The organism is Bradyrhizobium sp. WSM2254, assembly GCF_000472645.1.
GTDB lineage: Bacteria > Pseudomonadota > Alphaproteobacteria > Rhizobiales > Xanthobacteraceae > Bradyrhizobium > Bradyrhizobium niftali.
The window spans coordinates 17,377-41,655 of record NZ_AXAB01000031.1 but is presented as its reverse complement, the minus strand read 5'-3'; the positions used below and the strand labels follow the sequence as shown (position 1 = coordinate 41,655).

General features: G+C 65.0%; 26 protein-coding genes and 1 riboswitch. Of the genes, 17 read left to right on the top strand and 9 right to left on the bottom strand.

Annotated elements, in window-relative coordinates; translation table 11 throughout:
• The first annotated feature begins 119 nt into the window (after nt 1-119).
• On the top strand, nt 120-743 hold the full coding sequence (locus tag A3M7_RS0122990) for an outer membrane protein (protein WP_027546001.1): 624 nt from the start codon (nt 120-122) through the stop codon (nt 741-743).
• 87 nt (nt 744-830) lie between these two features.
• Here A3M7_RS0122990 and A3M7_RS0122985 read toward each other — a convergent pair whose 3' ends face one another.
• The 4 genes from A3M7_RS0122985 to A3M7_RS0122970 form a co-directional block, all read right to left on the bottom strand.
• Nucleotides 831-1,046 (bottom strand): cold-shock protein, encoded by a 216-nt coding sequence (locus A3M7_RS0122985; protein ID WP_008544396.1) that lies wholly within the window; start codon nt 1,044-1,046, stop codon nt 831-833.
• A 250-nt stretch (nt 1,047-1,296) separates the two neighbouring features.
• Nucleotides 1,297-2,157, bottom strand: coding sequence for a 23S rRNA (adenine(2030)-N(6))-methyltransferase RlmJ (locus tag A3M7_RS0122980; protein ID WP_027546000.1), 861 nt, complete (start codon nt 2,155-2,157; stop codon nt 1,297-1,299).
• A gap of 123 nt (nt 2,158-2,280) precedes the next feature.
• Nucleotides 2,281-2,985, bottom strand: a complete 705-nt coding sequence (locus tag A3M7_RS0122975; RefSeq protein WP_027545999.1) for a ribonuclease T2 — start codon at nt 2,983-2,985, stop codon at nt 2,281-2,283.
• A gap of 120 nt (nt 2,986-3,105) precedes the next feature.
• Complete coding sequence (locus A3M7_RS0122970) at nt 3,106-3,570, bottom strand: hypothetical protein (RefSeq protein ID WP_027545998.1); 465 nt, start codon at nt 3,568-3,570, stop codon at nt 3,106-3,108.
• Nucleotides 3,571-3,752: 182 nt separating this feature from the next.
• Between A3M7_RS0122970 and A3M7_RS0122965 the strand changes: the two genes are divergently transcribed.
• Both A3M7_RS0122965 and A3M7_RS0122960 read left to right on the top strand, forming a co-directional pair.
• Nucleotides 3,753-4,046, top strand: a complete 294-nt coding sequence (locus tag A3M7_RS0122965; protein ID WP_027545997.1) for a hypothetical protein — start codon at nt 3,753-3,755, stop codon at nt 4,044-4,046.
• A 44-nt stretch (nt 4,047-4,090) separates the two neighbouring features.
• Complete coding sequence (locus tag A3M7_RS0122960) at nt 4,091-4,621, top strand: DUF3617 family protein (RefSeq protein WP_027545996.1); 531 nt, start codon at nt 4,091-4,093, stop codon at nt 4,619-4,621.
• A gap of 220 nt (nt 4,622-4,841) precedes the next feature.
• On the opposite strand, the gene A3M7_RS0122955 is transcribed toward A3M7_RS0122960, so the two are convergent.
• The 3 genes from A3M7_RS0122955 to A3M7_RS0122945 are packed head-to-tail and all read right to left on the bottom strand — an operon-like array spanning nt 4,842 to nt 7,519.
• The gene (locus A3M7_RS0122955) at nt 4,842-6,230 is read right to left on the bottom strand and encodes an ATP-binding protein (RefSeq protein WP_027545995.1); all 1,389 of its coding nucleotides are present in this window, start codon (nt 6,228-6,230) and stop codon (nt 4,842-4,844) included.
• Between the two features lie 18 nt (nt 6,231-6,248).
• Nucleotides 6,249-6,980 (bottom strand): response regulator, encoded by a 732-nt coding sequence (locus tag A3M7_RS0122950; RefSeq protein ID WP_027545994.1) that lies wholly within the window; start codon nt 6,978-6,980, stop codon nt 6,249-6,251.
• Complete coding sequence (locus A3M7_RS0122945; RefSeq protein ID WP_027545993.1) at nt 6,977-7,519, bottom strand: MarR family winged helix-turn-helix transcriptional regulator; 543 nt, start codon at nt 7,517-7,519, stop codon at nt 6,977-6,979. Before A3M7_RS0122945 ends, A3M7_RS0122950 begins: the two co-directional genes overlap by 4 nt.
• A 337-nt stretch (nt 7,520-7,856) precedes the next feature.
• Here A3M7_RS0122945 and A3M7_RS0122940 point away from each other — a divergent pair, with 337 nt between their 5' ends.
• From A3M7_RS0122940 to A3M7_RS0122920, 5 genes are all read left to right on the top strand, one after another.
• Nucleotides 7,857-8,939, top strand: coding sequence for a branched-chain amino acid aminotransferase (locus tag A3M7_RS0122940; protein WP_027545992.1), 1,083 nt, complete (start codon nt 7,857-7,859; stop codon nt 8,937-8,939).
• Between the two features lie 251 nt (nt 8,940-9,190).
• Nucleotides 9,191-9,715 carry a YegJ family protein gene (locus tag A3M7_RS0122935; protein ID WP_027545991.1) on the top strand — a complete coding sequence of 175 codons (525 nt, stop codon included), beginning with the start codon at nt 9,191-9,193 and terminating at the stop codon, nt 9,713-9,715.
• A gap of 255 nt (nt 9,716-9,970) precedes the next feature.
• Nucleotides 9,971-11,491, top strand: a complete 1,521-nt coding sequence (gene hisS / locus A3M7_RS0122930) for a histidine--tRNA ligase (RefSeq protein ID WP_027545990.1) — start codon at nt 9,971-9,973, stop codon at nt 11,489-11,491.
• Between the two features lie 55 nt (nt 11,492-11,546).
• Entirely contained in the window at nt 11,547-11,813 is a 267-nt protein-coding gene (locus A3M7_RS0122925; RefSeq protein WP_156936966.1) for a tautomerase family protein, read from the top strand.
• A 190-nt stretch (nt 11,814-12,003) separates the two neighbouring features.
• Complete coding sequence (locus A3M7_RS0122920) at nt 12,004-12,408, top strand: thioesterase family protein (protein ID WP_027545989.1); 405 nt, start codon at nt 12,004-12,006, stop codon at nt 12,406-12,408.
• 96 nt (nt 12,409-12,504) lie between these two features.
• Here A3M7_RS0122920 and proC read toward each other — a convergent pair whose 3' ends face one another.
• Both proC and A3M7_RS0122910 read right to left on the bottom strand, forming a co-directional pair.
• Entirely contained in the window at nt 12,505-13,377 is an 873-nt protein-coding gene (gene proC, locus A3M7_RS0122915) for a pyrroline-5-carboxylate reductase (RefSeq protein WP_198033805.1), read from the bottom strand.
• A 116-nt stretch (nt 13,378-13,493) separates the two neighbouring features.
• Nucleotides 13,494-13,994, bottom strand: a complete 501-nt coding sequence (locus A3M7_RS0122910) for a YbjN domain-containing protein (RefSeq protein ID WP_027545987.1) — start codon at nt 13,992-13,994, stop codon at nt 13,494-13,496.
• 464 nt (nt 13,995-14,458) lie between these two features.
• A riboswitch (FMN riboswitch) is annotated at nt 14,459-14,634 on the top strand.
• A gap of 76 nt (nt 14,635-14,710) precedes the next feature.
• Here A3M7_RS0122910 and A3M7_RS0122905 point away from each other — a divergent pair.
• The 9 genes from A3M7_RS0122905 (at nt 14,711) to A3M7_RS0122865 (ending at nt 24,268) form a co-directional block, all read left to right on the top strand.
• Nucleotides 14,711-15,286, top strand: coding sequence for a 6,7-dimethyl-8-ribityllumazine synthase (locus A3M7_RS0122905; RefSeq protein WP_027545986.1), 576 nt, complete (start codon nt 14,711-14,713; stop codon nt 15,284-15,286).
• A 229-nt stretch (nt 15,287-15,515) separates the two neighbouring features.
• A complete protein-coding gene (locus tag A3M7_RS0122900; RefSeq protein WP_027545985.1) occupies nt 15,516-16,709 on the top strand; it encodes an MHYT domain-containing protein in 1,194 nt (397 codons plus the stop codon).
• 252 nt (nt 16,710-16,961) lie between these two features.
• A complete protein-coding gene (locus A3M7_RS0122895) occupies nt 16,962-17,825 on the top strand; it encodes a xanthine dehydrogenase family protein subunit M (protein WP_027545984.1) in 864 nt (287 codons plus the stop codon).
• Between the two features lie 12 nt (nt 17,826-17,837).
• Nucleotides 17,838-18,338, top strand: a complete 501-nt coding sequence (locus A3M7_RS0122890; RefSeq protein WP_027545983.1) for a (2Fe-2S)-binding protein — start codon at nt 17,838-17,840, stop codon at nt 18,336-18,338.
• Nucleotides 18,335-20,755, top strand: coding sequence for an aerobic carbon-monoxide dehydrogenase large subunit (locus A3M7_RS0122885; RefSeq protein WP_027545982.1), 2,421 nt, complete (start codon nt 18,335-18,337; stop codon nt 20,753-20,755). The genes A3M7_RS0122890 and A3M7_RS0122885 overlap by 4 nt, the downstream gene beginning before the upstream one ends.
• Nucleotides 20,756-20,877: 122 nt before the next feature.
• Entirely contained in the window at nt 20,878-21,744 is an 867-nt protein-coding gene (locus A3M7_RS0122880) for a MoxR family ATPase (RefSeq protein ID WP_027545981.1), read from the top strand.
• On the top strand, nt 21,741-22,949 hold the full coding sequence (locus A3M7_RS0122875) for a VWA domain-containing protein (protein ID WP_027545980.1): 1,209 nt from the start codon (nt 21,741-21,743) through the stop codon (nt 22,947-22,949). Before A3M7_RS0122880 ends, A3M7_RS0122875 begins: the two co-directional genes overlap by 4 nt.
• An 11-nt stretch (nt 22,950-22,960) precedes the next feature.
• Nucleotides 22,961-23,800: an XdhC family protein gene (locus tag A3M7_RS0122870; RefSeq protein WP_027545979.1), complete on the top strand. Its 840-nt coding sequence runs from the start codon at nt 22,961-22,963 to the stop codon at nt 23,798-23,800.
• A 9-nt stretch (nt 23,801-23,809) separates the two neighbouring features.
• Nucleotides 23,810-24,268: a carbon monoxide dehydrogenase subunit G gene (locus A3M7_RS0122865; protein ID WP_027545978.1), complete on the top strand. Its 459-nt coding sequence runs from the start codon at nt 23,810-23,812 to the stop codon at nt 24,266-24,268.
• The last annotated feature ends 11 nt before the right edge of the window (nt 24,269-24,279 follow it).

Here is a 24,279-nt window from a genome sequence, read left to right as displayed (position 1 = left end):
AACTTAAAACTCTCGATAAATCTTACGCGAAAAGGTCTTGGTTCCGTAACCATGCGACGTGGCGCGGCGCGGCGGCGCGGGCATCGCACTGGTTTACGGCAGTTGCGTTGGAGTGTGTGATGAAGAGGCTCGTTGTGGGCGCGGCCGTGTTGGTTGCCGCCGGCTGGACAGCTTCGGCAGAGGCCGCCGATCTCAATTACGGGCAGCGTGCGCCCTATACCGTCAATCAGCCGCTCAATGCCTATAGCTGGGCCGGTCCGTATCTCGGTGCCAATCTCGGCTATGAGTGGGGGTCGGTGAGTAACTCACCCGTAAAGCCCTCCGGCTTCGTTGGCGGTGTGCAGGCCGGCTATAATTTCCAGAACGGTCCATGGGTGTTCGGCGTCGAGGGCGATATCCAGGCCGCCGGCGCTGATGACACCTTCGCGCCGTGGAAGTTCTCCAATCCGTGGTTCGGCACTCTGCGCGGCCGTGCCGGCTATACCTTCAGCAACGTGCTGCTCTACGGCACCGCCGGCCTCGCCTTCGGCGAGCTGCGTGCGCAGACCTTCGGCTGGACCGAGTCGCATACGAGCGCCGGCTGGACCATCGGTGCCGGTGCGGAAGTGGGCTTCGCGCCCAACTGGACCGCCAAGCTCGAATATCTCTACATCGATCTGTCGACGAGTCAGTTCGCAATCACAGGCGTGTCAAACGGCTATAGCGCCAGCGTTGTGCGCGCAGGCGTGAACTATCACTTCTGATAGCCAAATAAGAAAATACCGGACAATAACCTCCCGGCCGCTCGCGGCCGGGACTTTTTTTGCGCAAGGTTTTTTGAGTCAGGCCCGCTAGGAAAGGATGACCAAATTGACCGCCTTCGGTCCCTTCCCCTTCTTGTCCGGTTCGACTTCGAAAGTAATACGCTGTCCTTCGGCAAGGTCCTTCAGTCCCGCTCGCTCCACAGCAGTGATGTGAACGAAGACATCGCGACCGCCGTCATCCGGCTTGATAAAGCCGTAGCCGCGCTCGCCGTTGAAGAACTTGACCGTTCCCGTCATGGCCATCGGGAAACTCCCCCTCATTGCTCCTCCGTCGCGACGCAGACTCACGTCACGACATGACCGGGCCGTACGGAGCCCGGGAGCTGGCCATCCTTGGGCGGACCTTTTGGTCCGGCCGGATCTTTCTTAGGCCTTCACTCCGCCGCAACCATTCGCGGAAGCGGAACGCAAAGCCAGTCACGGAAATAGCATAATACGGTTCTTTGCAGATTGACTACGGCTCCTGCATATTTTTCCCAAGAATGCCGGAGTGTTACGGCCTCGGCACCTCTAATCGGAATCTGGCAGCGCCGCCCTGGCCGAGCGGCATTTCGAGCTCGGGCAGGATCGTCTTGAGCTCGCCGTGCAGCGTGTAAGGGGGATTGACGATCAGCAGTCCGGTGGAGGTGAGGGCTGCGCCGTCCAGTTGCGGCGCGGCGCTGAATTCGAGGCGCAGGCATTTGCCCGGCGGCTTTGCTGCGGCTGCGAGCCGCGCCACGAGTTGCGCCAGCGTGTCGGTGGCGCGCCGGCTCTTGGCCGGATACCAGATTACATAGATACCGGTTGGCCATTTTGCGAAAGCCTCCGAGAAGGCTTCGCCCAGCCGTTCGAACTCGTTCTTTGCCTCGAACGGCGGATCGATCAGCACCAGCCCGCGCCGTTCCTTCGGCGGCACGAAGGCCGGCAGCGCCACCCAGCCGTCGAGATCGACCACGCGGGCCTGCTCGTCGCGGCGCAACACGTCGATCAGCGCCTTGCGCGCCTTTGGCTCGAGCTCGCAGGCGACGAGGCGGTCCTGCGGCCTCAGCAGGCCGCGCGCGATCAGCGGCGAACCCGGATAGGCCTTGAGCTCGCCCTTCGGATTGAAGGCGCGGACGATGTCGAGATAGGGCTTGGTCAGTGCGGCGGTCTCGTTCGACAGGCGCGCCTGCATCAGCCGCGCGATGCCGGTCAGCCATTCGCCGCCGCGCCGCGCCTCGTCGCTTTCGAGATCGTACAGGCCGGCGCCGGCATGGGTGTCGATGACGCGGAACGCCCCCGGCTTGTCCTGCAAGTAAGTGAGGATGCGCGCGAGCACGATGTGCTTGATGACATCGGCGAAGTTGCCGGCATGGAAGGCGTGACGGTAGTTCATGGCGGAGAGTTACGACATCGCGCGATGAAAGTAACTCCCGTCATTCCGGGGTCACGCTTCCGCCTTCGCTCTTCGAGCTTCGGCGGACAAGTCGCGTGCCCCGGAATGACGGAGCTGATTTAGCTACCCACCCCTGATCGGCGGCATGGTCACCTGGTCGCGGCGGCAGGCGCGGCGGTCGATCTCCTCGCAGGCGCGGAATTGCAGGTCCTTGCTGAGGCAGATGCGGACCTCGGAAAGCCGCGTCCGGTTGCAGGTCACCGAGACGGCGGCGCTGCTGAGGCCCGGATTGGCCTTGATGAAGGCCTCCTCGACCTCCGCCGGCGCCACGGTCTTGGCCTGCGACAGGTCGAGATACTCGGCCGGAATCTTGATCGCGGCGCGCGCTTTCCGGATCGTCTCGAAATAGCTGCGATCGGCGAGCCCCGAGCAGGTGCCGTGCTTGTCCCATTCGTTGAAGATCAGGCCCGGCGCGGGCATCAGGTCGAGCATCGAGGAGACGATGCTGCGGTTCAGCCGTGGCGCCGGCCGCTGGCAATATTCCGGAAAGCCGTTCTCGTATTGCGGCCACAGCCCGTGCACCACGAAAGCATAGGGCCGGCCGCTGCACTGGATCTGGGAGCGGCCGCCGCGCTCGGCCGCCTCCTCGCAGAAGGAGGGCGACCACGACAGCGACAGCACATAGAAATCGAATTCGCCGGGCGCGTTCTGCCGCCTGTCCTGGGCTTGCGCGGCGCCCGTCAGCGCGACCAGCCCGGCGGCAAGCGGGAGGGCAAGGACCAGCGAGATCATCAGGCGGGAGAACGAATGCAATCTGGAATGAAACATGGCGACGCCCCTCAACTAGACTGTGCAATCGAGCCTAGCAGGCGATAAGAACATTTCAAGAACAAAATTCGGGCGGCCCCCGCCAAGCCGCTGGCTCGGTCCGAATCAGGGCTTGTCGAATTACTGCCTGGCGGCGCGGCAGGCCGGATTGTAGGCCCAGTTGCGGTCGAGCCCGACCACGCACCATTCGACACCATTGCCGTAACCGGCGAAGCCGCCATCCTCGATGATCGAGAAATGCACCTTGCGCACCTTGCCGTCGTTGAGCATGGCCTCGCCGGTGCAATAGCGGCGCGGAATGTTGTCGGACTGCCAGGGCCGGAACGCGGTCTCGCGCACGGCGGAGAAGCCGGTGATCTTCAACGAGGAGTTCCAGAAGGAGCTTTCCTTCTCCCAGAACTGGGTGGCGATCGTCGGCAGCGCCTTGTCGCAATCGGCGACGCCGCCGTCATAGCGCGGTCCGCTCAGCCAGAAGTTCAGCTCCAGCGGATTGGCCGCCCTGGCCTCACCGAGCGACAGCGCCCCGAACATGAGGCCGAGCACGGCGGCAAAGCGGAGCGATTTCAGGGGGGGCGAGGCGCGCATGGGCAATCCAGACAGAATGATCTGCGAAGGTCGGACGGTGCCGCGAAGGGCGGGTGAGGTCAAGTGCAGCGCGGCAACACTTGGCCAGGAGTTGATCATAACGTCGCATCCGACAGGGCTTCAGTTCTTTTCACTTCCGTCCCGGCACCGTAAACTGGCGCCAACCAATTGGAGTAACGGGAATGCGAATCATTGCGGCCGCGGGCCTTCTTGCCCTGGGTATGATGGCGAGCCAGCCGGCGCGCGCCGACATCTTTCCGGTGCCTCCGTTCAAGGGCAACGACACCGGCGGCATCATCGCCTATTCGATGGCCACCCAGGTCGATGCGCGGCAGGTCGCGGTCGATCACTGCGCGCGCTACGGCAAGGTCGTCAAATTCCTCGGCGTGCAGGCCTATGAGGGCGGCTACATCTCGTTCTCCTGCCGCTGGGTGCCCTATGGCGCCGCCAACCAGCCGATCCGCACGCTGTACTGAGGCGTTTTCGTAACGCAGCGATCTCTCAGCCGGGAGCTTCCCACATGACGCGCAAACTTGCTTTGCTCGGCTCGGCCGCTTGCTTCGTGTTGTCGGCCGGCAGCGCCTCTGCCGACGATCTGCCGGTGCGCAAGGCCGGCCTGTGGGAATTGAAGATGGTCAGGAGCGGCTCTGCGATGCCGGAAATGACCATGCAGCACTGCACCGACGAGACCGTCGACAAGGAGATGAACAACAACGTCTCCCCGATGGCCAAGCAGATCTGCGCCAAGCAGGACATCAAGAAGACTACGACCGGTTATGTCAGCGATTCCGAGTGCAGCGTCGCCGGCATCAGCACCACCTCGCATGCCGAGATCACCGGCGACTTCAACTCGGCCTATACGGTGAAGACCTCGTCACACGCGCAAGGCGGCGCTGCCGGCACGGCGGGACGCGACACCAGCATGACGCTCGAAGCGAAATGGCTGGGCGCCTGCAAGCCCGATCAGAAGCCCGGCGACATCGTCATGCCCGGCGGCTTCAAGATGAACGTGCGCGACGTCGACAAGCTGAAGAACCTGCTGCCGAAGTAGGGTTGTCTTCCCCTCTCCGCTTGCCGGAGAGGGTGGCTCGCCGCGAAGGCGCGAGACGGGTGAGGGGTATCTCACCGCGTGTGACGCTCTTACTTCTGAATTCGTTGAGGCAACCCCTCATCCGGCGCCATAGCCGAAGCTTCGCTTCGGCGTTCTTAAGAACGGCGGCCGAAGGCCGCCTACGCCACCTTCTCCCGCAAGGGGAGAAGGAAGATCGCGGCTACACCGGTATCCGCACACTCGCCCGTAGTCCGCCCATCGGGCTGTCGCCGAGCGTGATGTCGCCGCCGTGGGAGCGGGCGATGTCGCGGGCGATGGCAAGGCCGAGGCCCGTGCCGCCCTCGTCCTGGTTGCGGGCGTTGTCCAGCCGCAGGAACGGTTTGAACACCTCTTCGCGCAGATGCGCGGGAATGCCCGGGCCGTCGTCGTCGACCGTGACGGTCAGATAACGGTGATCGCGCTGGCCGGTGATGGCGATGCTCTTGCCGTAGCGCGCTGCATTGGTGACGAGGTTGGCGAGGCAGCGCTTGAACGAGGCCGGCTTCACCGTCACCACGGGCAGTCCGTTGAATGCGACGGTCGCAGCGTGGCCGTGGCGTTCGGCATCGCTGCGCAGCTCCTCGAGCGCCTGCGCCATGTCGGTCGGCTGCGACTGCTCGCCGGAATCGCCGCGGGCAAAGGCGAGGTAGTCCTCCAGCATCATCGACATCTCGTCGACGTCCTTGCGCATGCCCTCGAGCTCCGGGTTGTCGCCGATCAGCGCCAGCTCGAGCTTGAAGCGGGTCAGGATGGTGCGCAGATCGTGGCTGACGCCGGCGAGCATCGCGGTGCGCTGCTCCATCGTGCGCTCGATGCGCGACTTCATCTCGAGGAAGGCGACCGCCGCGCGCCGCACCTCGCGCGCGCCGCGCGGCCGGAAGTTCGGCGCCTCGCGGCCCTTGCCGAAGCTCTCGGCTGCATCGGCAAGACGCAGGATCGGTTTGATCTGGTTGCGCAGGAACAGCACCGCGACGATCAGCAGGATCGAGGACGTGCCGACCATCCAGAACAGGAAGATCTCCGAGTTCGAGGCGTAGGCCGCGCTGCGCTGCGCGAACACGCGCATCACGGCGTCGTCGAGCTGGATGCGGATCTCGACGAGGTTGGAGCGGCCGACCGTGTCGATCCAGAACGAGCGCCCGATCTGGCGACCGAGCTGCACCGACAGCGTCTGGTCGAGCAGCGAGAAGAACGGCTTTGGTCCCGGCGGCGGCATGTCGCCGGCGGGCAGGAAATCGACGACGAGGCCCAAACGCTGTTGGGCGATGCGACGGATCTGGTCGCGATCCTTGTCCTGCGGATAGCCCTTGTAGACGTCGATCAGCGCGGCGATGTCCTGCACCACCGCGGCCGACAGGCGGCGCGTCACCGTGTTCCAGTGCCGCTCCATGAACACGAAGGCGACGACGGATTGCAGGATCACCATCGGCACGATCATGATCAGCAGCGCGCGGGCATAGAGGCCGGTCGGCATCCAGCCCTTGAACGCATTGCCCATCCAGCCATTGGCGGCGGAGACGCGGCCGGCAGCGCTCTTCAGCAGGGTCAGGCCGGTATCGATCGTGCTCATCGGTCGCGCTTCACTGCTTTATGGCGATGCCACCAGCCGGTAGCCGATGCCGCGCACCGCCTGGAGGAACAGCGGATTGGCGGGATCGGTCTCGATCTTGCGCCTGAGGCGGTTGATCTGCACGTCGACGGCGCGCTCGTTGACGCTGCCATTGCCGGTCAGTGCGCTGCGCGGCACGGTCTCGCCCGGGGTCTCCGAGAGAATGCGAAGCATCTCGCGCTCGCGGTCGGTGAGGTGAATGACCTCCTCGCCCTGGCGCAATTCGCCGCGATCGAGATGGTAGACGTAGGGGCCGAACGCGATCTTCTCCACCACCGCGGCCTGCGGCGGCGGGGCGGCGCGCTTGAGGATGTTGTTGATGCGCAGCGCAAGCTCGCGCGGCTCGAACGGTTTTGCCACGTAGTCGTCGGCGCCGATCTGGAGCCCCTCGATGCGGGCTTCGGCCTCATGGCGCGCCGTCAGCATCACGATCGGCACCGAGGAGGAGGTCCGGATGAAGCGGGCGAGGTCGAAGCCGGTCTCGCCGGGCATCATGACGTCGAGGATCAAGAGGTCGAAATGCAGGCCCATGAGCTTCGAACGCGCATCGCTGGCGCTGGCCGCGGTCGAGACGCGATAGCCTTCGCTGGCGAGGAAGCGCGACAGCAGATCGCGGATGCGGCGGTCGTCGTCGACCAGTAGAAGATGCGGGGCGTCATCGGCCGGTTGCACCGGCGGACGGGCGAGCGTGGCAGCGAGCGGCACGGTCACTCCTTTGCGTCTTGGTTGACGGATGCGAAGATCGTCTCCAGCACCTTGTCCGGATCGTCGCGGTCGATCATCGCGCGCAGGAAGCGCTTGACCGTCTCCGCATCCTGCGGCGCCATCTCGGCGAGCGCCTTGGTGATCCGCGTGGTCTGGAGCCCGGCGAGCTTCTGCACCAGCGCCTCGCCCTTCGGCGTGGCGTAGAGCAGACGCTGGCGGCGGTCATTGTCGCCGGTCTTCTGCACGATGTAGCCCTCGTCCAGGAGCTGCTTGAGCACCCGGCCGAGCGACTGTTTTGTGATGCGCAGGACGTCGAGCAGATCGGCGACCTTCAGCCCGGGATAGCGGTAGACGAAGTGCATGACGCGGTGATGGGCCCGGCCGAAGCCGAATGCCTCCAGCTCCTGGTCGGGATCGCCGACGAAGTCGCGATAGGCGAAGAACAGTAGCTCGATGATATCCCAGCGCAAATTGCCTCCTTCGCCTGCGGCCGGCCGGAGCTCGGCAGCGTCTTGAGAGGGAGTCGCGAAATTTATGTCAGGCATATTGACGTATCTTGGGTTCAATGTTACAAAACGATCAGCCCGCACGAAATTTTAGATCGTTTCGCGTCGGGTGGCATTTCTAAGAGCGGCCGGAGAGAGCCGGACAGGCGGCAACGGCCGGATCAGATCTACCGTGCGATTGTCGAGCGGCATTTCGGCAAAACATACTGGACTTCCGCCTTCCGCAAAAGCATGTCCTCGGCGACATGCTGGTCACGGAAACCGGCCGTAACAAGGCTGGCGGTGGTTCGGCCAACAATCTAATCAAGCCAGCCGGGCCCGGAACGGGCAGGCGGGCGCCCGAACAGCGCCGCTACCGGCAGCGGGAGGCAAGGACATGAGCATGAAATTCGACATCCAGCCCGCATCCAATCCGACGCCCGAGAAGGATCGGGTCGCCAAGCTGGTGGACCCCGGCTTCGGGCGGGTCTTCACCGATCACATGGCGATCGTCCGCTACAATCAGGCCAAGGGCGGCTGGTACGAGGCGAAGATCGAGGCGCGCGCCAACTTCCAGATCGATCCAGCCGGCGCAGTCCTGCACTACGCCCAGGAGATTTTTGAAGGCCTCAAGGCCTACAAGCGCGACGACGGTGGCGTGAACCTGTTCCGCCCCGACGCCAATGCGCGCCGCTTCAAGGACTCCGCCGACCGCATGGCGATGGCGCAGCTACCCGAAGATGTCTTCATCGAGGCGGTCGAGCAGGTCGTGCGCATCGACCGCGCCTGGATGCCGGGCGGCGAGGGCAGCCTTTACCTGCGGCCCTTCATGATCGCGAGCGAGACCTTCCTCGGCGTCAAGCCGTCGTCCGAATACATCTTCGCGGTGATCGCCTCGCCGGTCGGCTCCTATTTCAAGGGCGGGCCTGCGCCGGTCTCGATCTGGGTCTCGGAGAACTACACCCGCGCCGCGATCGGCGGCACCGGCGCGGTCAAGTGCGGCGGCAACTATGCCGCAAGCCTGCGCGCGCAGGCCGAGGCCATCCAGCACGGCTGCGATCAGGTCGTGTTCCTCGACGCGGTCGAGCGCCGCTACATCGAGGAGCTCGGCGGCATGAACGTCTTCTTCGTGTTCGAGGACGGTTCGCTGTCGACGCCGCCGCTCGGCACGATTCTGCCCGGCATCACCCGCGACTCCATCATCGCGCTGGCGAAGGATGCCGGCAAGACGGTGCGCGAGGAGCCGTACTCGCTCGACCAATGGCGCAAGGATGCAGGCTCCGGCAAGCTGAAGGAAGCGTTCGCCTGCGGCACCGCTGCCGTGATCTCGCCGATCGGCAAGGTGCGCTCGGTGAGCGGCGATTTCGACATCAGCGGCGGCGCCGCCGGCCCCGTCGCCATGGGCCTGCGCAAGCAGCTCATCGACATCCAGTACGGCCGCACCAACGATCCGCACAACTGGATCCGCAAGGTGTTTTGAGGCTCTTCTTCCTTCTCCCCTTGTGGGAGAAGGTGGCGCGAAGCGCCGGATGAGGGGTCTCTCTCCACGCAGCCAAATCTGGATTCGCGGAGAGAACCCCTCACCCGTCTCGCCGCTTTGCGGCGAGCCACCCTCTCCCACAAGGGGAGAGGGGAAAAGCGCAAATGTTTGTGGACTTTTGCGCTATGAACTCCCCGCCACAACTCCGCGACAAAGCCAGGAGACATCGAAGCATCCTGGACATCGCGATCATGGCAACACAACTCTCCCAGCCCCTGAAATGGGTCGTACTCGCCGCAATCACCGGCGTCTCCGTCTTCGGCATCCTGACCATCGGCCCCACGCCGGAAGTCGCAGCGCAAGACCGCTCGCCGATCGTCGACGTGCGCACCACCGATCCCGAGATGAACACCGCGATCGCACGCGCCCGCGGCACGCTCCCGACCTTCTGGGCCTCGTACGAGGCGCCCAAGCCGTCGGAGGCCGGGCACGCCCTGAAAGTGCGCTTTCCCACCCGCAAAGGCGGCGAGCACATCTGGATCGCCGAGGTGAAGAAGCTGCCCAACGGGGCCTATTCCGGCCGCTTCGCCAATGAGCCGCGCGATCTGCCCGGAAAGCACGCGGGCGACGAGGTCAAGTTCAGCGAAGCCGACATCTCGGACTGGATGTTCATGCGCAACGGCAAGATCGTCGGCGGGGAGACCATCAAGCCGACGCTGAAGTCGCTGCCAAAGGCCGACGCTGATGCCCTCCGGGCGCGCATGGAGCAGCCGTAGGGCAAGCCGGGGCACGATCTCTCTTCCCCTCTCCCCGCTTGCGGGGAGAGGGTAGGGTGAGGGGGAGTCTCCGCAGGGACGGTGGCAGAGGGACTCGCGGAGAGTCCCCCTCACCCGAAATCCGCGCTTTCAGCGCAGATTTCGACCTCTCCCCGCAAGCGGGGAGAGGTGAAAGCGCCGTTTCCGGGTTGTACGTCAACGTTTGTGCTGTAAGTCAGCGTTGCCGCCTCGCGCGTCGGCTGGTAAACGCCGCGCATGGCCGAAAAACCCAAAAAACCCCAGAAACTGAAGGCGCGTCTGCCGCGCGGGCTCGAGGACCGTGATCCCGCCGCGATCCGGGCGACGCGCGAGATGGTCGAGAAGATCCGCGCCGTCTACGAGCTCTACGGGTTCGAGCCGGTGGAGACGCCGGCGATGGAATATACCGATGCGCTCGGCAAGTTCCTGCCCGACCAGGACCGCCCGAACGAGGGCGTGTTCTCGTTCCAGGACGACGACGAGCAGTGGATTAGCTTGCGCTACGATCTGACCGCGCCGCTCGCCCGCTACGTCGGCGAGCGCTACGGGACCGACGCTCTGGTCTTGCCCTATCGCAGCTACCGCGTCGGCTACGTCTTCCGCAACGAGAAGCCCGGCCCCGGCCGCTTCCGCCAGTTCATGCAGTTCGATGCCGATACGGTCGGCTCGGCAACGCCGGCGGCGGATGCCGAGATCTGCATGATGGCCGCGGACACGATGGAGGCGCTTGGGATAGCGCGCGGCTCCTATGTGGTGAAGGTGAACAACCGAAAAGTGCTCGACGGTGTTCTGGAGGCAATCGGACTCGCTGGTGACGAGAATGCCGCACGCCGACTGACCGTGCTGCGCGCAATCGACAAGCTCGACAAGTTTCCGGCCGACGAGGTGCGCAAATTGCTCGGTCCCGGCAGATGGGATGGAGGCGAAGAGGGCAAGGGCGACTTCACGAAGGGCGCCAATTTGAGCGCGGCCGAGGCTGACGTTGTTCTCGCCATCACCAAACCGCGCGACGATTGGAAAGATGCCATTGCCGCGGCGGAAACTTACCTCGCCAAGACCGAAGTTGGTCAGGCCGGCGTGAGCGAGCTGGAAGAGATCGCCAAACTGGTCATGGCGTCGGGCTATGGCGCGGACCGCATCAGGATCGACCCCTCCGTCGTGCGCGGCCTCGAATATTACACCGGCCCCGTCTACGAGGTCGAACTCCTGCTCGACACCAAGGACGAGAAGGGCCGCCCGGTGCGCTTCGGCTCCGTCGGTGGTGGTGGCCGTTATGACGGTCTCGTCTCGCGCTTCCGCGGCGAGCCGGTGCCGGCGACCGGTTTCTCGATTGGCGTCTCGCGTCTCCAGGCCGCGCTGACGCTGCTCGGCAAGCTCGACACGCGGCCCGAGTTCGGGCCTGTCGTCGTCACCGTGTTCGACCGCGACCGCGTCGCCGACTATCAGAAGATGGTCGCGTCCTTGCGCACCGCCGGCATCCGCGCCGAGCTCTATCTCGGCAATCCCAAGAACATGGGCAACCAGCTCAAATATGCCGACCGCCGCAACAGCCCTTGCGTCATCATCCAGGGCTCCGATGAAAAGGCGCGCGGCGAGCTGCAGATCAAGGATCTGATCGAGGGCGCCAAGGCGGCCGCCGCCATCGCCTCCAACCAGGAATGGCGCGAGAGCCGCCCGGCGCAGTTCTCGTGCAGCGAAGCCGACCTCGTCGCCAAGGTGCGCGAGGTGCTGGCGCGCCATGACGTGAGCTGGGACTAGCCATTCGCGCATTGCCTGATGCCCGGGCTTGTCCCGGGCACCCACGTCCTGTTTGATGCACACGACTTTGAATGATCGGGACAAGCCCGATCATGACGACAGCAGCAGGGAGAGAACGATGCCTGAGATCACCGTCAGCATGGCCGAAGGCCGCACCGACGAGCAGAAGGCCGGCATGATGCGCGACATCACGCAGGCACTGGTGAAGAATCTCGGCGTCGACGCCGATGCCGTCGTCATCCAGATCAACGAAGCCCCGCTCCGCCACAAGATGAAGGGCGGCAAGACCTTCGTGGAGCGCGCGGCGGCGGCGAAGAAGTAGCGACGGCTGGCGCGGGTAGCCACAGTCGCAGCAGCAATCACAACTGTCGTCCCCGCGAACGCGGGGACCCATAACCACAGGGAGCGGTTGTGGGCGAGCTGCTAACTGCGAGTCTTCGCCAAGCTACTCCCTGTGGCTATGGGGCCCGGATCTGCGCTTCGCTTGTCCGGGACGACACTGAGCAAGCACCATGGACGCACGCGACTTCATCAAGGTCGGCATGAGCGCGGAACGCACACTGGTGGTGCCGGTGGAGCGCACGGTCGGACATTTCGTGCCCGGCATGCCTTTTGTCTATGCGACGCCGATGATGATCCTCGAGATGGAGATGACCGCGGGCGACGCGATCCGCTCTGCGCTTCAGCCGGGCTGGGTCACCGTCGGCACCGAGGTCGACATCCGCCATCTCGCAGCCGCCCTCGTCGGCGCGACGGTGCGAGCCACCGCGACAGTGGTCGCGGTCGAGCGCCGCGTCATCCGTTTCGAGGTCGGAGCGTTCGAGGGCACGCGCAAGCTCGGCGATGGTCGCCACGCGCGCGGACTCGTCAATGTCGAGATGTTCAACAAGCGCCTCGGGGCAGGCTTGAAATCGTAGGGTGGGCAAAGGCGCGAAGCGCCGTGCCCACCATTGCTCCGCGTGCGAGATAGATGTGGTGGGCACGCTTCGCTTTGCCCACCCTACGGCATCTTGCTACTTCGCCAATTCCTTCGACCGCTGCGTTGCGGCCGCAATCGCGCGGATCATCAGGTCGCGCAGTCCGGGCTCACCCATCAGCACGCCGAGCGCTGCGGCCGTGGTGCCGCCGGGCGAGGTGACGTTCTGGCGCAGCGTGCCGGAGGGAAGCTCGGATTGATGCAGCAGCTCGCCCGAGCCGGCGACGGTTTCGCGCGCGAGCTTCGTCGCCAGCGCCTCGGGCAATCCCGCTTCGACACCGGCGCGCGCAAGTTCCTCGGCGAGCAGGAACACATAGGCCGGCCCCGAGCCGGACACCGCGGTCACCGCATCCATCAGGCTCTCATCCTCGATCCATTCGACCGAGCCGGTGGCGCGCAGCAGCGCATCGGCGACCGCGCGCTGCGTCGCGCTGACGTTGTTCGCCGCAACCGCCACCGTGATGCCGCGGCCGATCGCGGCCGGCGTGTTCGGCATCGCGCGCACCACGGCGCCGCCGCAGACCTCCTGGAGTGAGGCGATCGTGGTTCCCGCCATGATCGAGACCACGGAGGTGTTCTCCGAGACGAAGGACTTCAGCTTCGCGCCGGCCTCGCGGAACATCTGCGGCTTCACCGCGACGACCATGGTCTCGACCCGGCCTGCCGCCTTCACATCGGGATTGAGCGCCACGCCCTTGGCGGCAAGCGCGCTGATCTCGGGTGCGATGTGCGGATCGACCACCGCGACACGGCGCGGATCGAGCCCGCCCGCAAGCCATCCGGTCAGCATCGCGCCGCCCATCTTGCCGGCGCCGGCGAGAAGGATGGTGCCGGTGATGTTTTGAAGGGTGCTGTTCGCCACTGTGGTCACCACAAATTCGGTGTCGTCCCGGCGAAGGCCGGGACCCATAACCACGAATGTTTCTAGTGGATGCAGGTGTTGGCAACAAGCCGCGTGCCCTAAGCGATTTCACGCGCAGGACGACGGTGGGGAGGGAGCGGCGGCTCCCTTACGTCACGAGAGACTTACGCCTCTCCCACCGTATCGAACATCGCCGCGTCCATCGCTTCCGTCGTGGTCTTGCCGGCCCACACCACGAACTGGAACGCCGGGAAGTAGCGCTCGCAGGCGTGGATGGCGCCGGCGAGCATGGCTTCGCATTGCGCGGTCGAGGCGGTCAGTCCGCCCGGCAGCACCAGGGCCTGACGGTGCATGACCATGCCGGTGTTGGTCCACAGGTCGAAATGGCCGACCCACAACTGCTCGTTGACGGCGGCGACGAGCCGCTGCACTTCGTTCCGCCGCGCGACCGGAATCTTCATGTCGAACGCGCAGGCCAGATGCAGCGCCTCGATCCCGCCCATCCAGGTGAAGGAGAGCTGGTAGTCGGTCCATTGTCCCTTCGAGACAATCGTGAGTTCGTCTTCGCCGGAGCGTTCGAACGGCCAGTTGTTGCTGGCAGCGATATCCTCGACCACCGCGAGCGGATGACTTCGGGAATCGATAGCGCCTTCGAGCAGGGACATGCCGTCTCGACCTCTTGCCTTCTTGTTGTCTTTGATACGCACGCGGTTGGTCCGGCGCGCGCTTCCTCAACATCACTGAGGCGATCCCCTCGGAGTCGCTCTCGCGATCCCGGGATCAGCGCGGGCTTATCGCGGATCAACTGATGTGATTTGCGGAATCTGCGCAACTGGCTGCCGAGTCCGTCCACAAGTCAGGACTCGTTCGTCCACAGCTCATCTCCGCCACAATTCTTAACGGAGGAGAACAAACCGGAATCGGATCGACCGGCCTTGCTGCGTTCCGTGTGCCGGGGGCCCTCCTTGCGGGTCCGGATCGGTCCCGCCCTGTTCGATGTCTGCCCCGCAGGATTTTCGCAGAGTTTCGCTCTGACGTCATAGGCACATGCGTAGTACCCATAAGGAAGGTTCTTGCTGGCCGTCTCCCGGTTCGTCATAATTCGAAATAGTCCACCCATATCGGGTGGATAAGTTCTCAGGGCGGGGTGGAAGTCCCCACCGGCGGTAAGGGCCGAAAGGTCCAAGCCCGCGAGCGCCTTCCCCAGGATTTGTCCTGAAAAGGGATTTTATCCGAAGGGAAGGGTCAGCAGATTCGGTGCAACTCCGAAGCCGACGGTTAAAGTCCGGATGAAAGAGAACGGTCGGTGGCAGACGCATCGCAAGGTGCGGCTGTTTGTCGTTCCGTGTGCCCTGATTCTGGTCCTTAACTGAGGAAAGCCATGAATCAGATGTTGCAAGATCCCCAAGTCCAAACTTCCAAAGCTGAAACCGCCGAGACGACCCAACCGCCGGTTCCCGTGGACCCGCCGGCAATCGAGCATCCGCGTTTTGCAAAACCGCAGCGGGTGGCCTTCGTGCAGGCCTGCTGGCACCGCGACGTGGTCGAGGAAGCCCGCATCGCCTTCATGAAGGAGGCCGAGGCGCGCCACCTCACCCATGTCGACGTGTTCGAGGTGCCGGGCTCGTTCGAGATCCCGCTGCACGCGCAGATCCTCGCCAAGACGCGGCGCTACACCGCGATCGTCGCGGCCGGCCTCGTCGTCGACGGCGGCATCTATCGCCACGAGTTCGTCGCCGACACGGTGATCAAGGCGCTGATGGACGTGCAGCTCCGCACCGAGGTGCCGGTGTTCTCCGCGGTGCTGACGCCGCAGCAATTCCACGAGACCGAGGTGCACTACGATTTCTTCCGCAGGCATTTCGCGATCAAGGGCGTCGAGGTCGCAGAAGCCTGCGCCAACACGCTGCTCGGTCTGGAGCGCTTGCGCGGCCAGGTCGCGGCGGGAATTGCGTAACGCGGCGTAACGACTCTCATCCCTCATCCCTGGGAGCGCGTAGCGCGTCTCAAAGGATGAGGCCCGGATGCTGCCGCGGGCCTGCATGGTCGAGTCGGCGCTTGCGCGCCCCCTCTCCATGAGGCTCCGGCGGCCTTCACACGCCGCTGATTGTCAATCCCGCCGCCGTCCCTGTAAAGTCGGCGGCGGGAGGAGGCCGTGCCGTGGAGACGGCGTGGCCGACAAGATCATGTTCGAAGGACACGATCCCTATCTCGTCGCGCTCTCTGTGGCGATCGCGAGCCTGGGTGGCTATACCGGCTTTGCGCTTGCGGCTCGCATCCGCAACACGCCTGGCGTCAGTAACCGCGTTCTTCTCGCGGGCGCGGCGGTGTTTCTCGCCGTCGGCATCTGGACCATGCATTTCGTCGGCATGCTGGCCGCGCCGCTGCCGCCCGACACGGTCTATCTCGTTCTTCCCACCATCATCTCGTTCCTGATCTGCGCGCTGGTGGTCGGCATCTCCTTGTTCTTCGTCTCGATCGGCGAGCCGTCCCTGAAGCGGGTGGCCTCGTCCGCCGTGCTGCTCGGCGTCGGCATCGCCAGCATGCATTATGTCGGCATCCATGGGCTCGCCGGTCCCTTCGGCATCGCACATGACCGGACGATGGTGCTGCTGTCGGTTTTGGTTGCGGTCGTCACCGCCTATGGCGGCTTGCGCGCCTTCCTGGCGCAACAGGAAGGCGTTCGGCTGATCGTCAGCTCGATCGCTTTCGGCATCGCCGTCTCCGGCATGCACTACACGGCAATGCTCGGCATGCATTTCGAGCCGCTGACGGGGGCGGGGCATCACCATCCCGGCAGCGGTCTTGCCGCGTCGCAGCAAATTCTCTCCATCGTCGTCGCCGTGCTGTGCTTCGTGATCGCCGCCGGCTTCCTGCTCTCGCTGGTGCCGGATCGCCGGCAGGCGCAGACGTCTCCAGCCGCCGACCCGGTTTTACCGCCAGTCGCTCCCGCTGAACCGGTCGTCGCGGCTGGGACATCGCCGCGGCCGGTGGGGCCGCTCGGCGGTCTCGGCCTGCCGCCCCGCGCACCGGCGCCGCGGCTGCCGGTCGAGGGAGCCGACGGCACCCATTTCATCGACACGGCCAACGTCCGCAGCGTTCGGGCGGACGCGCACTACACCCTCGTCCATGACGGCACGCGCGAGCGGATGTGTCCATGGTCGATCTCGGAGGCCGAGGCGCAACTCGATCCGTCGCTGTTCCTCAGGGTACACCGCAGCCATATCGTCGCGATCCCCCATGTCGCGCTGGTCCGGAAAGAGGGCGACGGTGCCGTGCTCGAGCTCGACGGCCCGTCACCACACTTGGTCCCGGTCAGCCGCGCCAAGATCGCCGAGGTGAAGGCGAGGCTGGGGCTGGCCAATCGGCGGCACGCGTAACGCTCCGGCCGCACGGGAAGTGCGCTCCCTCCCGCGCACTTCGAGCGCGTCGACCGCCCCCGCAAACGGGAGAGGTGCGGCGAGATCGCCGCCTTAGGTCGCCGTCCCTGACGCAATTCGTGCGTTCCCACCCGCAACTCGTGCGAAATCCGCTGTTCCGTGCCCCGGCGATTGCAGCTGCCCCCGCTCGGAGAGACCGTCCGGCCAACGTCCGCGCCGCCACCGGCCCAAGGACGATTATGGGAGGAGACGATGATCCCGGGCTCATTCAGCTATCACCGGCCGGCGAGTGTCGCCGATGCCGTCAAACTCTTGTCAGACCTCGGCGAGGATGCGCGGCCACTGGCCGGCGGGCACAGTCTGGTGCCGATGATGAAGCTTCGGCTCGCGACCCCCGCCCATCTGATCGATCTGCACGGCATCGCCACCCTGAAAGGCATCCGCCGCGACGGCAATAATCTGGTCATAGGCGCGATGACCACCCAGCACGAGCTGCTGGCCTCCAGCGACGTCGCCCAGTCGATGCCGATCCTGCACGAGGCAGCCCTGCTGATCGCCGATCCCCAGGTGCGCTACCGCGGCACGATTGGCGGGAACGTCGCCAATGGCGATCCCGGCAACGACATGCCGGCGCTGATGATGACCTTGGGGGCGACCTACCGCCTCGAAGGGCCCGATGGTGCGCGGGATGTCCCCGCCGCCGATTTCTATCAGGGCGCCTATTTCACTGCGCTCGAACCCGGCGAGATCCTGACCTCTGTCTCGGTCCCCGTGCCGGCAGCCGGCCACGGCTACGCCTATGAAAAGCTCAAGCGCAAGGTCGGCGACTACGCCACCGCGGCGGCGGCCGTTGTGCTCACCATGTCCGGCGGCAAGGTCGCGACCTGTTCGATCGGCCTCACCAATGTCCACGAGACGCCGCTGCTCGCCGCTGACGCCGCCAAAGCGGTGATCGGCACCAGCCTCGATCCAGCCTCGCTGAAAAAGGCGGCTGCCGCAGCCGAAGCGATCATGGCGCCGGCGGCAGATGCGCGGGGGCCGGTCGAATACCGGAAACATGTCGGCGGGATCATGGTGACGCGCGCGCTTCAGCGCGCGGCCGCCGTCGCCAAGTAAGGGAGGGGATCGATGGCAAAAACACATGTGACCATGAAGGTGAACGGCGCCGAGGTCGAAGGCCTCGTCGAGCCGCGCACGCTGCTGGTGCATTTCATCCGCGAGAACTTGCAGATGACCGGCACCCATATCGGCTGCGAGACCACCCATTGCGGCGCCTGCACTGTCGATATCGACGGGATGTCGGTGAAGTCCTGCACGATGTTCGCAGTCCAGGCGGACGGCTCCGACATCACCACGATCGAAGGCATCGCCAATGCCGACGGCACGCTGTCGGCCCTGCAGGAAGGCTTTCGCATGATGCACGGCCTGCAATGCGGCTTCTGCACGCCCGGCATGATTGTCCGCGCGCATCGGCTGCTGAAAGAAAACCCGTCGCCGAGCGAGCAGGAGATCCGTATGGGCATCTCCGGCAACATCTGCCGCTGCACCGGCTACCAGAACATCGTCAAGGCAATCCAGTACGCTAGCGCCAAGATCAACGGCGTCGAATTCCAGGAGGCCGCAGAATGAATGACCTCACTCCCACGCGGGAACAACGCACCGCCGCACTCGAGGGCATGGGCTGCAAGCGCAAGCGCGTCGAGGACATCCGCTTTACGCAGGGCAAAGGCAATTACGTCGACGACGTGAAGCTGCCGGGCATGCTGCATGGCGACTTCGTTCGCTCGCCGCATCCGCATGCGCGCGTCAAAAAGATCGACGACAGCGAGGCGCTGAAAGTTCCCGGCGTGCTCGCGGTCATCACCGCCGAGACGCTGAAGACCGTGAACCTCGCCTGGATGCCGACCTTGGCCGGCGACGTGCAGATGGTGCTCGCCGACGGCAAGGTGCTGTTCCAGAACCAGGAGGTCGCCTTCGTGGTCGCGACCGACCGCTATGCCGCCGACGATGGCATCAACAAGGTGGTGGTCGAATACGAGCCGTTGCCGCCGCTGGTAGATCCCTTCAAGTCGATGGATGCGGACGCGCCGGTGCTGCGGGAAGATCTCGCCGGCAAGACCACGGGCGCGCACGGGCCGCGCAAGCATCACAACCATATTTTCGAGTGGACCGTGGGCGACAAGGAGCTGACCGACGCCGCCTTCAACAAGGCCGAAGTGAAGATCAAGGAGATGATCTCCTATCACCGCACCCATCCGTCGCCGCTCGAGACCTGCCAATGCGTCTGCTCCTTCGACAAGATCAAGGGCGAGCTGACGATCTACGGCACGTTCCAGGCCCCGCATGTGATCCGCACCGTGGTGGCGCTGATCGCAAAGCTGCCGGAGCAGAAGATCCATGTGATCGCGCCTGACATCGGCGGCGGCTTCGGCAACAAGGTCGGCGCGTATCCCGGCTATATCTGCGCGGCCGTCGCCTCCATCGTCACCGGCAAGCCGGTGAAATGGGTCGAGGACCGCATCGAGAACCTGACCGCGACCTCGTTCGCGCGCGATTATCACATGACGACGGAAATCGCGGCGACGAAAGAGGGCAAGGTCACCGGCCTGCGCGTGCACGTGCTCGCCGATCACGGTGCGTTCGACGCCTGCGCCGACCCGTCGAAATGGCCGGCCGGTTTCTTCAACATCGTCACCGGCTCCTACGACTTCCCGACCGCGCATCTGGCGGTGGACGGTGTCTACACCAACAAGGCGCCGGGCGGCGTCGCCTACCGTTGCTCGTTCCGCGTCACGGAGGCGGCCTACTGCATCGAGCGCGCCATGGATATTCTGGCGCAGAAGCTCAACATGGATCCGGCGGAGCTGCGGCTGAAGAATTTCATCAAGCCGGAGCAGTTCCCGTATCACTCGGCTTTGGGCTGGGAATACGATTCCGGCGATTACCACACCGCCATGCGCAAGATGATGGAGACGACCGGCTACGCCGCGCTCCGCAAGGAGCAGGCCGAGAAGCGCGCGGCCTTCGCGCGCGGCGAGACCCGCGAGATCATGGGCCTCGGCATCTCCTTCTTCACTGAGATCGTCGGCGCCGGCCCGTCGAAGAATTGCGACATCCTCGGGATCGCCATGTTCGACTCCTGCGAGATCCGCATGCACCCGACCGGTGCGGGCATCGCCCGCATGGGAACCAAGAGCCAGGGTCAGGGGCACGAGACCACCTGGGCCCAGATCATCGCGACCGAGATCGGAATCCCTGCCGACAACATCCAGGTGGAGGAGGGCAACACCGACACCGCGCCCTACGGGCTCGGCACCTACGGCTCGCGCTCGACGCCGGTGGCGGGCGCCGCAATCGCGATGGCGGCGCGAAAGATCAAGGCCAAGGCGCAGATGATCGCGGCCTACAAGCTCGAGGTCCACGAGGATGATCTCGAATTCGACATCGACGGCTTCCGCGTGAAAGGCCTGCCGGAAAAATTCATGTCGATGAAGGACATCTGCTGGGCAGCCTACAACTCTGTGCCGCCGGGCATGGAGCCGGGGCTGGAGGCGGTGAGCTACTACGATCCGCCCAACATGACCTACCCGTTCGGCGCCTATCTCTGCGTGATGGACATCGACGTCGATACCGGCGTGTACAAGATCCGTCGATTCTACGCGCTCGACGATTGCGGCACCCGCATCAACCCGATGATCATCGAGGGCCAGGTGCATGGCGGCCTGACCGAAGCCTTCGCGATCGCGATGGGTCAGGAGATCCGTTACGACGAGGTGGGCAACGTCGTCACCGGCTCGTTCATGGATTTCTTCATGCCGACCGCGGTCGAGACGCCGCATTGGGAGACCGATTTCACCGTCACCCCGTCGCCGCATCACCCCATCGGAGCCAAGGGCGTCGGCGAGAGCCCGAATGTCGGCGGCGTGCCGGCCTTCTCCAACGCCGTCAACGACGCGTTCTCGTTCTTGGGGAGTACGCATATCCAGATGCCGCACGACTTCTGGCGCAACTGGAAGGCGGCCAAGGATCTGGGCGCGGTAGCGTAGTTGGTTGGTTCGTCATTCCGGGGGCGCCCGAAGGGCGATCCATGGTGCGCAATTGCGCACCAGAGAATCTCGAGGTTCCGGGTTCGATGCTTTGCATCGCCCCGGAACGACGGAGAAAAGACATGAAAGGTCGTGACGAACTCGCACAAGCCCTGTCCGCATCGGGCTACATCGCCGATGCGGACCTCGCGACTGCGATCTCGCTGATGCAATTGCTGCGGCGTCCGCTCTTGCTCGAAGGCGAGGCGGGCGTCGGCAAGACCGAGGTGGCGAAGACGCTCGCCAAGGTGCACGCGACTAAGCTGATCCGTCTGCAATGTTACGAAGGCCTCGACCAGTCGTCGGCACTTTACGAGTGGAACTACCAGCGCCAGTTGCTGGCGATCCAGGCCCATCGCGGCACTGACAGCATCGAGGACCAGGTCTTCTCGGAAAAGTACCTGCTGGAGCGACCGCTGCTCGCCGCGATCCGCCGGCCGAAGGCGCCGGTGCTGCTGATCGACGAGATCGATCGCGCCGACGACGAGTTCGAGGCGTTCCTGCTGGAACTGCTGTCCGACTTCCAGGTCTCGATCCCTGAGCTCGGAACCATCCCTGCGGTCACCATCCCGCATGTGGTGCTGACCTCGAACGGCACGCGCGAGCTCTCCGACGCGCTGCGCCGGCGTTGCCTCTACCATTATGTCGATTATCCCGACGTCGATCGCGAGACCCGCATCATTCTGGCGCGCGTCACTGGCGCCAGCCCGTCGCTCGCGCTCCAGATTGCTCGTATGGTCGAGGGCGTGCGCAAGGAGGAGCTGCGAAAAGTCCCGGGTGTCGCGGAGACACTCGACTGGGCGGCGGCCCTGGTCGGGCTTGATATCCGCGATCTCCACGATGCGCCCGAGACGGTGCATGAGACGCTGGTCTGCCTGCTCAAGACCCATGAGGACCGCGCCCGCGTCACGTCGGAGGTGACGCAGCGCCTGCTGGGGAAGGTCGCATGAGCTGCTGCGGCTCCAGCCCCGGATATGACGATCTCAACGAGGTCTCTCGCCTCGTGTCGACACGGCTTGCCGCCTTCCTGCGCACACTGCGTGATGCCGACTTCCGCGTCGGGCTTGCCGAGGGACAGGACGCGGCGACGCTGATGGCGTCGGGCTACGCGGCGCGGCCGAGTTTGTTGCGCGCGGCATTCAAGCACTTGTTCTCGGCGCGCAAGTCCGACTGGGACAAGTTCGACGGGCTGTTCGATGCGTTCTGGCTAGGCAAGCGCGTGCGCTCGCGCTCCCGCACGATTGGCTCGGCGCCCGGCGCCAGCAATCCGTCGCTGAAGAGCCTGCGGGACAAGTCGGCGGAGCAGGGCGGCAACCAGTCCGTCACCGACCAGCTCCCGTCGTCCGATGATGCTCCGGAAGGCCGTTCCGGCGAGGGTCGAATGGAAGGCGCTTCGCGCGCGGACAATCTTGCGGAGGTCGATTTCAGGAAGCTTGGCGATCCCGATCAGGTCGCACAGGCCCATGAAGCTGCGGCGCAGCTCGCGAGCGCGATGCGCACGCGGCTGACGCGGCGCGATCTGGCGCGGCGGCGCGGCTACCGGCTTGATCTCCGCCGCACCATTCATCGCAATATCAGCCATGGCGGCGTGCCGATCAGCCTCGTCAAACGGCGGCGCAAGGACAAGCCGCTGCGTCTGGTCGTGCTGCTCGACGCCTCGGGCTCGATGAGCATGTACACATCAGTGTTCCTGCGCTTCATCCACGGCGTGCTCGACCAATTCCGCGAGGCCGAGGCGTTCCTGTTCCACACCCGCCTCGCCTACGTCTCCGATGCGATGAAGGAGAAGGACGCCGGCCGCGCACTCGACCGGCTCTCGATCATGGCGCAGGGCGCGGGCGGCGGCACGAAGATCGGCGAGAGCCTGCAAACCTTCAACCGATGGCATGCTTCGCGCGTTCTCCATTCGCGCAGCTGCGTGATGATCGTCTCCGACGGCTATGAGACCGGCGATGCCGCGCTGCTCGGCCGCGAAATGGCGGCGCTGCGCCGCCGCTGCCGCCGTATCGTCTGGCTCAATCCGATGATGGCCTGGGAAGGCTATGCGCCCGAAGCGCGAGGCATCAAGGCGGCGCTGCCGCATGTCGATCTCTATGCGCCCGCGAACTCGCTGCAAAGCCTGCGCGCGCTCGAACCCTATCTGGCGAAGCTCTAGAGGAGGCGCCGATGACCGCTCATGTCGAAGTGCTGGATCTCGTGGCGCGGATGAAGGCCGCCGAGCGCGCCTTCGTGCTCGCGACGGTGGTGCGTACGGTTTCGGTGACCGCGGCGAAGGCCGGCGCCAAGGCGATCATCGCGGCCGACGGCAGCATCGTCGCCGGCTGGATCGGCGGCGGCTGCGCCAAGGGTGCGGTGCTCAAGGCGGCGCGCGAAGCGCTCGCCGATGGCGAGCCGCGCATGGTCTCGGTGCAGCCGGAAAACCTTCTGGCCGAGCTCGGCGTCAGCGCCGGCGAGAGCCGCGACGGCATCCGCTTCGCCAGCAACATGTGCCCGAGCAAGGGCACCATGGACATCTTCGTCGAGCCGGTGCTGCCGCATCCCTCGCTCGTCATTCTTGGCGCCAGCCCGGTGGCTCTGTCGCTGGCCGCGCAGGCGCGCACGCTCGGCTATCACGTCACGCTGGCCGCACCCGCTGCCGACCTCACGGCCCAGCCGGATGCCGACATTGTCATCGATGGCTACCAGCTCGGCGAGCTCAACGAGGCAAAACGCTTCGTCGTGGTCTCGACGCAAGGCAGGGGCGACGAAGCCGCTCTGCGCGCGGCGGTCGCGACCAGGGCCGACTATCACGCCTTCGTCGGCAGCCGCCGCAAGATGGCCTCGCTGCGCGCGAAGCTGATTGCGGAGGGCACCAGCGCCGTAGCAATCGATGATGTCAAGGCGCCGGCCGGACTCGATCTCGGTGCCATCACGCCGGAAGAGATCGCGATGTCAATCCTCGCCGAAATCACCAGGGAGCGCCGGCGCGGCCAGCGCGCCGCCATCCAAGTCGCAAGCAGAGAGTGAGAACCGATCATGCAGATGAACGACAGCCAGCGCATTCCCGCCTCACGCGAACAGGTGTGGGCGGCGCTGAACGACCCCGCTGTGCTGAAGCAGTGCATTCCCGGCTGTCAGTCCCTCGAGGTGACCGCCCCGAACGAGATGACCGCGACGGTGGTCTTCAAGGTCGGCCCGGTGAAGGCGACGTTCAGCGGCAAGGTGACCCTGTCCGATCTCGATCCGCCCAACAGCTACCGCATCTCGGGCGAAGGCTCCGGCGGCGTCGCCGGTTTTGCCAAGGGCGGCGCGGTCGTGCGGCTGGAATCCGAGAGCGCCGAGATCACGGTGCTGCACTACGAGGTCGACGCGCAGATCGGCGGCAAGCTCGCCCAGTTAGGGGCACGGCTGATCAATTCGACCGCGACGAAGCTGGCCGGCGAGTTCTTCAAGTCGTTTGCCGAGGTTGTGGGTGCGAAGGCCGAAGCGGGTTGAAACGTCGTGAG

Excerpts from the sequence above, each read along its gene's own strand:
- A3M7_RS0122935 (WP_027545991.1), top strand. The coding sequence starts at position 9,191 with ATGGCAACACAACTCTCCCAGCCCCTGAAATGGGTCGTACTCGCCGCA.
- A3M7_RS0122970 (WP_027545998.1), bottom strand. The coding sequence starts at position 3,570 with ATGCGCGCCTCGCCCCCCCTGAAATCGCTCCGCTTTGCCGCCGTGCTC.
- A3M7_RS0122965 (WP_027545997.1), top strand. The coding sequence starts at position 3,753 with ATGCGAATCATTGCGGCCGCGGGCCTTCTTGCCCTGGGTATGATGGCG.
- A3M7_RS0122960 (WP_027545996.1), top strand. The coding sequence starts at position 4,091 with ATGACGCGCAAACTTGCTTTGCTCGGCTCGGCCGCTTGCTTCGTGTTG.
- A3M7_RS0122890 (WP_027545983.1), top strand. The coding sequence starts at position 17,838 with ATGGCAAAAACACATGTGACCATGAAGGTGAACGGCGCCGAGGTCGAA.
- A3M7_RS0122920 (WP_027545989.1), top strand. The coding sequence starts at position 12,004 with ATGGACGCACGCGACTTCATCAAGGTCGGCATGAGCGCGGAACGCACA.
- A3M7_RS0122870 (WP_027545979.1), top strand. The coding sequence starts at position 22,961 with ATGACCGCTCATGTCGAAGTGCTGGATCTCGTGGCGCGGATGAAGGCC.
- A3M7_RS0122975 (WP_027545999.1), bottom strand. The coding sequence starts at position 2,985 with ATGTTTCATTCCAGATTGCATTCGTTCTCCCGCCTGATGATCTCGCTG.
- A3M7_RS0122880 (WP_027545981.1), top strand. The coding sequence starts at position 20,878 with ATGAAAGGTCGTGACGAACTCGCACAAGCCCTGTCCGCATCGGGCTAC.
- A3M7_RS0122945 (WP_027545993.1), bottom strand. The coding sequence starts at position 7,519 with ATGCCTGACATAAATTTCGCGACTCCCTCTCAAGACGCTGCCGAGCTC.
- A3M7_RS0122940 (WP_027545992.1), top strand. The coding sequence starts at position 7,857 with ATGAGCATGAAATTCGACATCCAGCCCGCATCCAATCCGACGCCCGAG.
- A3M7_RS0122985 (WP_008544396.1), bottom strand. The coding sequence starts at position 1,046 with ATGGCCATGACGGGAACGGTCAAGTTCTTCAACGGCGAGCGCGGCTAC.
- A3M7_RS0122980 (WP_027546000.1), bottom strand. The coding sequence starts at position 2,157 with ATGAACTACCGTCACGCCTTCCATGCCGGCAACTTCGCCGATGTCATC.
- proC (WP_198033805.1), bottom strand. The coding sequence starts at position 13,377 with ATGGGTCCCGGCCTTCGCCGGGACGACACCGAATTTGTGGTGACCACA.
- A3M7_RS0122955 (WP_027545995.1), bottom strand. The coding sequence starts at position 6,230 with ATGAGCACGATCGATACCGGCCTGACCCTGCTGAAGAGCGCTGCCGGC.
- A3M7_RS0122905 (WP_027545986.1), top strand. The coding sequence starts at position 14,711 with ATGAATCAGATGTTGCAAGATCCCCAAGTCCAAACTTCCAAAGCTGAA.
- A3M7_RS0122865 (WP_027545978.1), top strand. The coding sequence starts at position 23,810 with ATGCAGATGAACGACAGCCAGCGCATTCCCGCCTCACGCGAACAGGTG.
- A3M7_RS0122990 (WP_027546001.1), top strand. The coding sequence starts at position 120 with ATGAAGAGGCTCGTTGTGGGCGCGGCCGTGTTGGTTGCCGCCGGCTGG.
- A3M7_RS0122910 (WP_027545987.1), bottom strand. The coding sequence starts at position 13,994 with ATGTCCCTGCTCGAAGGCGCTATCGATTCCCGAAGTCATCCGCTCGCG.
- A3M7_RS0122900 (WP_027545985.1), top strand. The coding sequence starts at position 15,516 with ATGTTCGAAGGACACGATCCCTATCTCGTCGCGCTCTCTGTGGCGATC.
- A3M7_RS0122875 (WP_027545980.1), top strand. The coding sequence starts at position 21,741 with ATGAGCTGCTGCGGCTCCAGCCCCGGATATGACGATCTCAACGAGGTC.
- A3M7_RS0122885 (WP_027545982.1), top strand. The coding sequence starts at position 18,335 with ATGAATGACCTCACTCCCACGCGGGAACAACGCACCGCCGCACTCGAG.
- A3M7_RS0122895 (WP_027545984.1), top strand. The coding sequence starts at position 16,962 with ATGATCCCGGGCTCATTCAGCTATCACCGGCCGGCGAGTGTCGCCGAT.
- A3M7_RS0122925 (WP_156936966.1), top strand. The coding sequence starts at position 11,547 with ATGCACACGACTTTGAATGATCGGGACAAGCCCGATCATGACGACAGC.
- hisS (WP_027545990.1), top strand. The coding sequence starts at position 9,971 with ATGGCCGAAAAACCCAAAAAACCCCAGAAACTGAAGGCGCGTCTGCCG.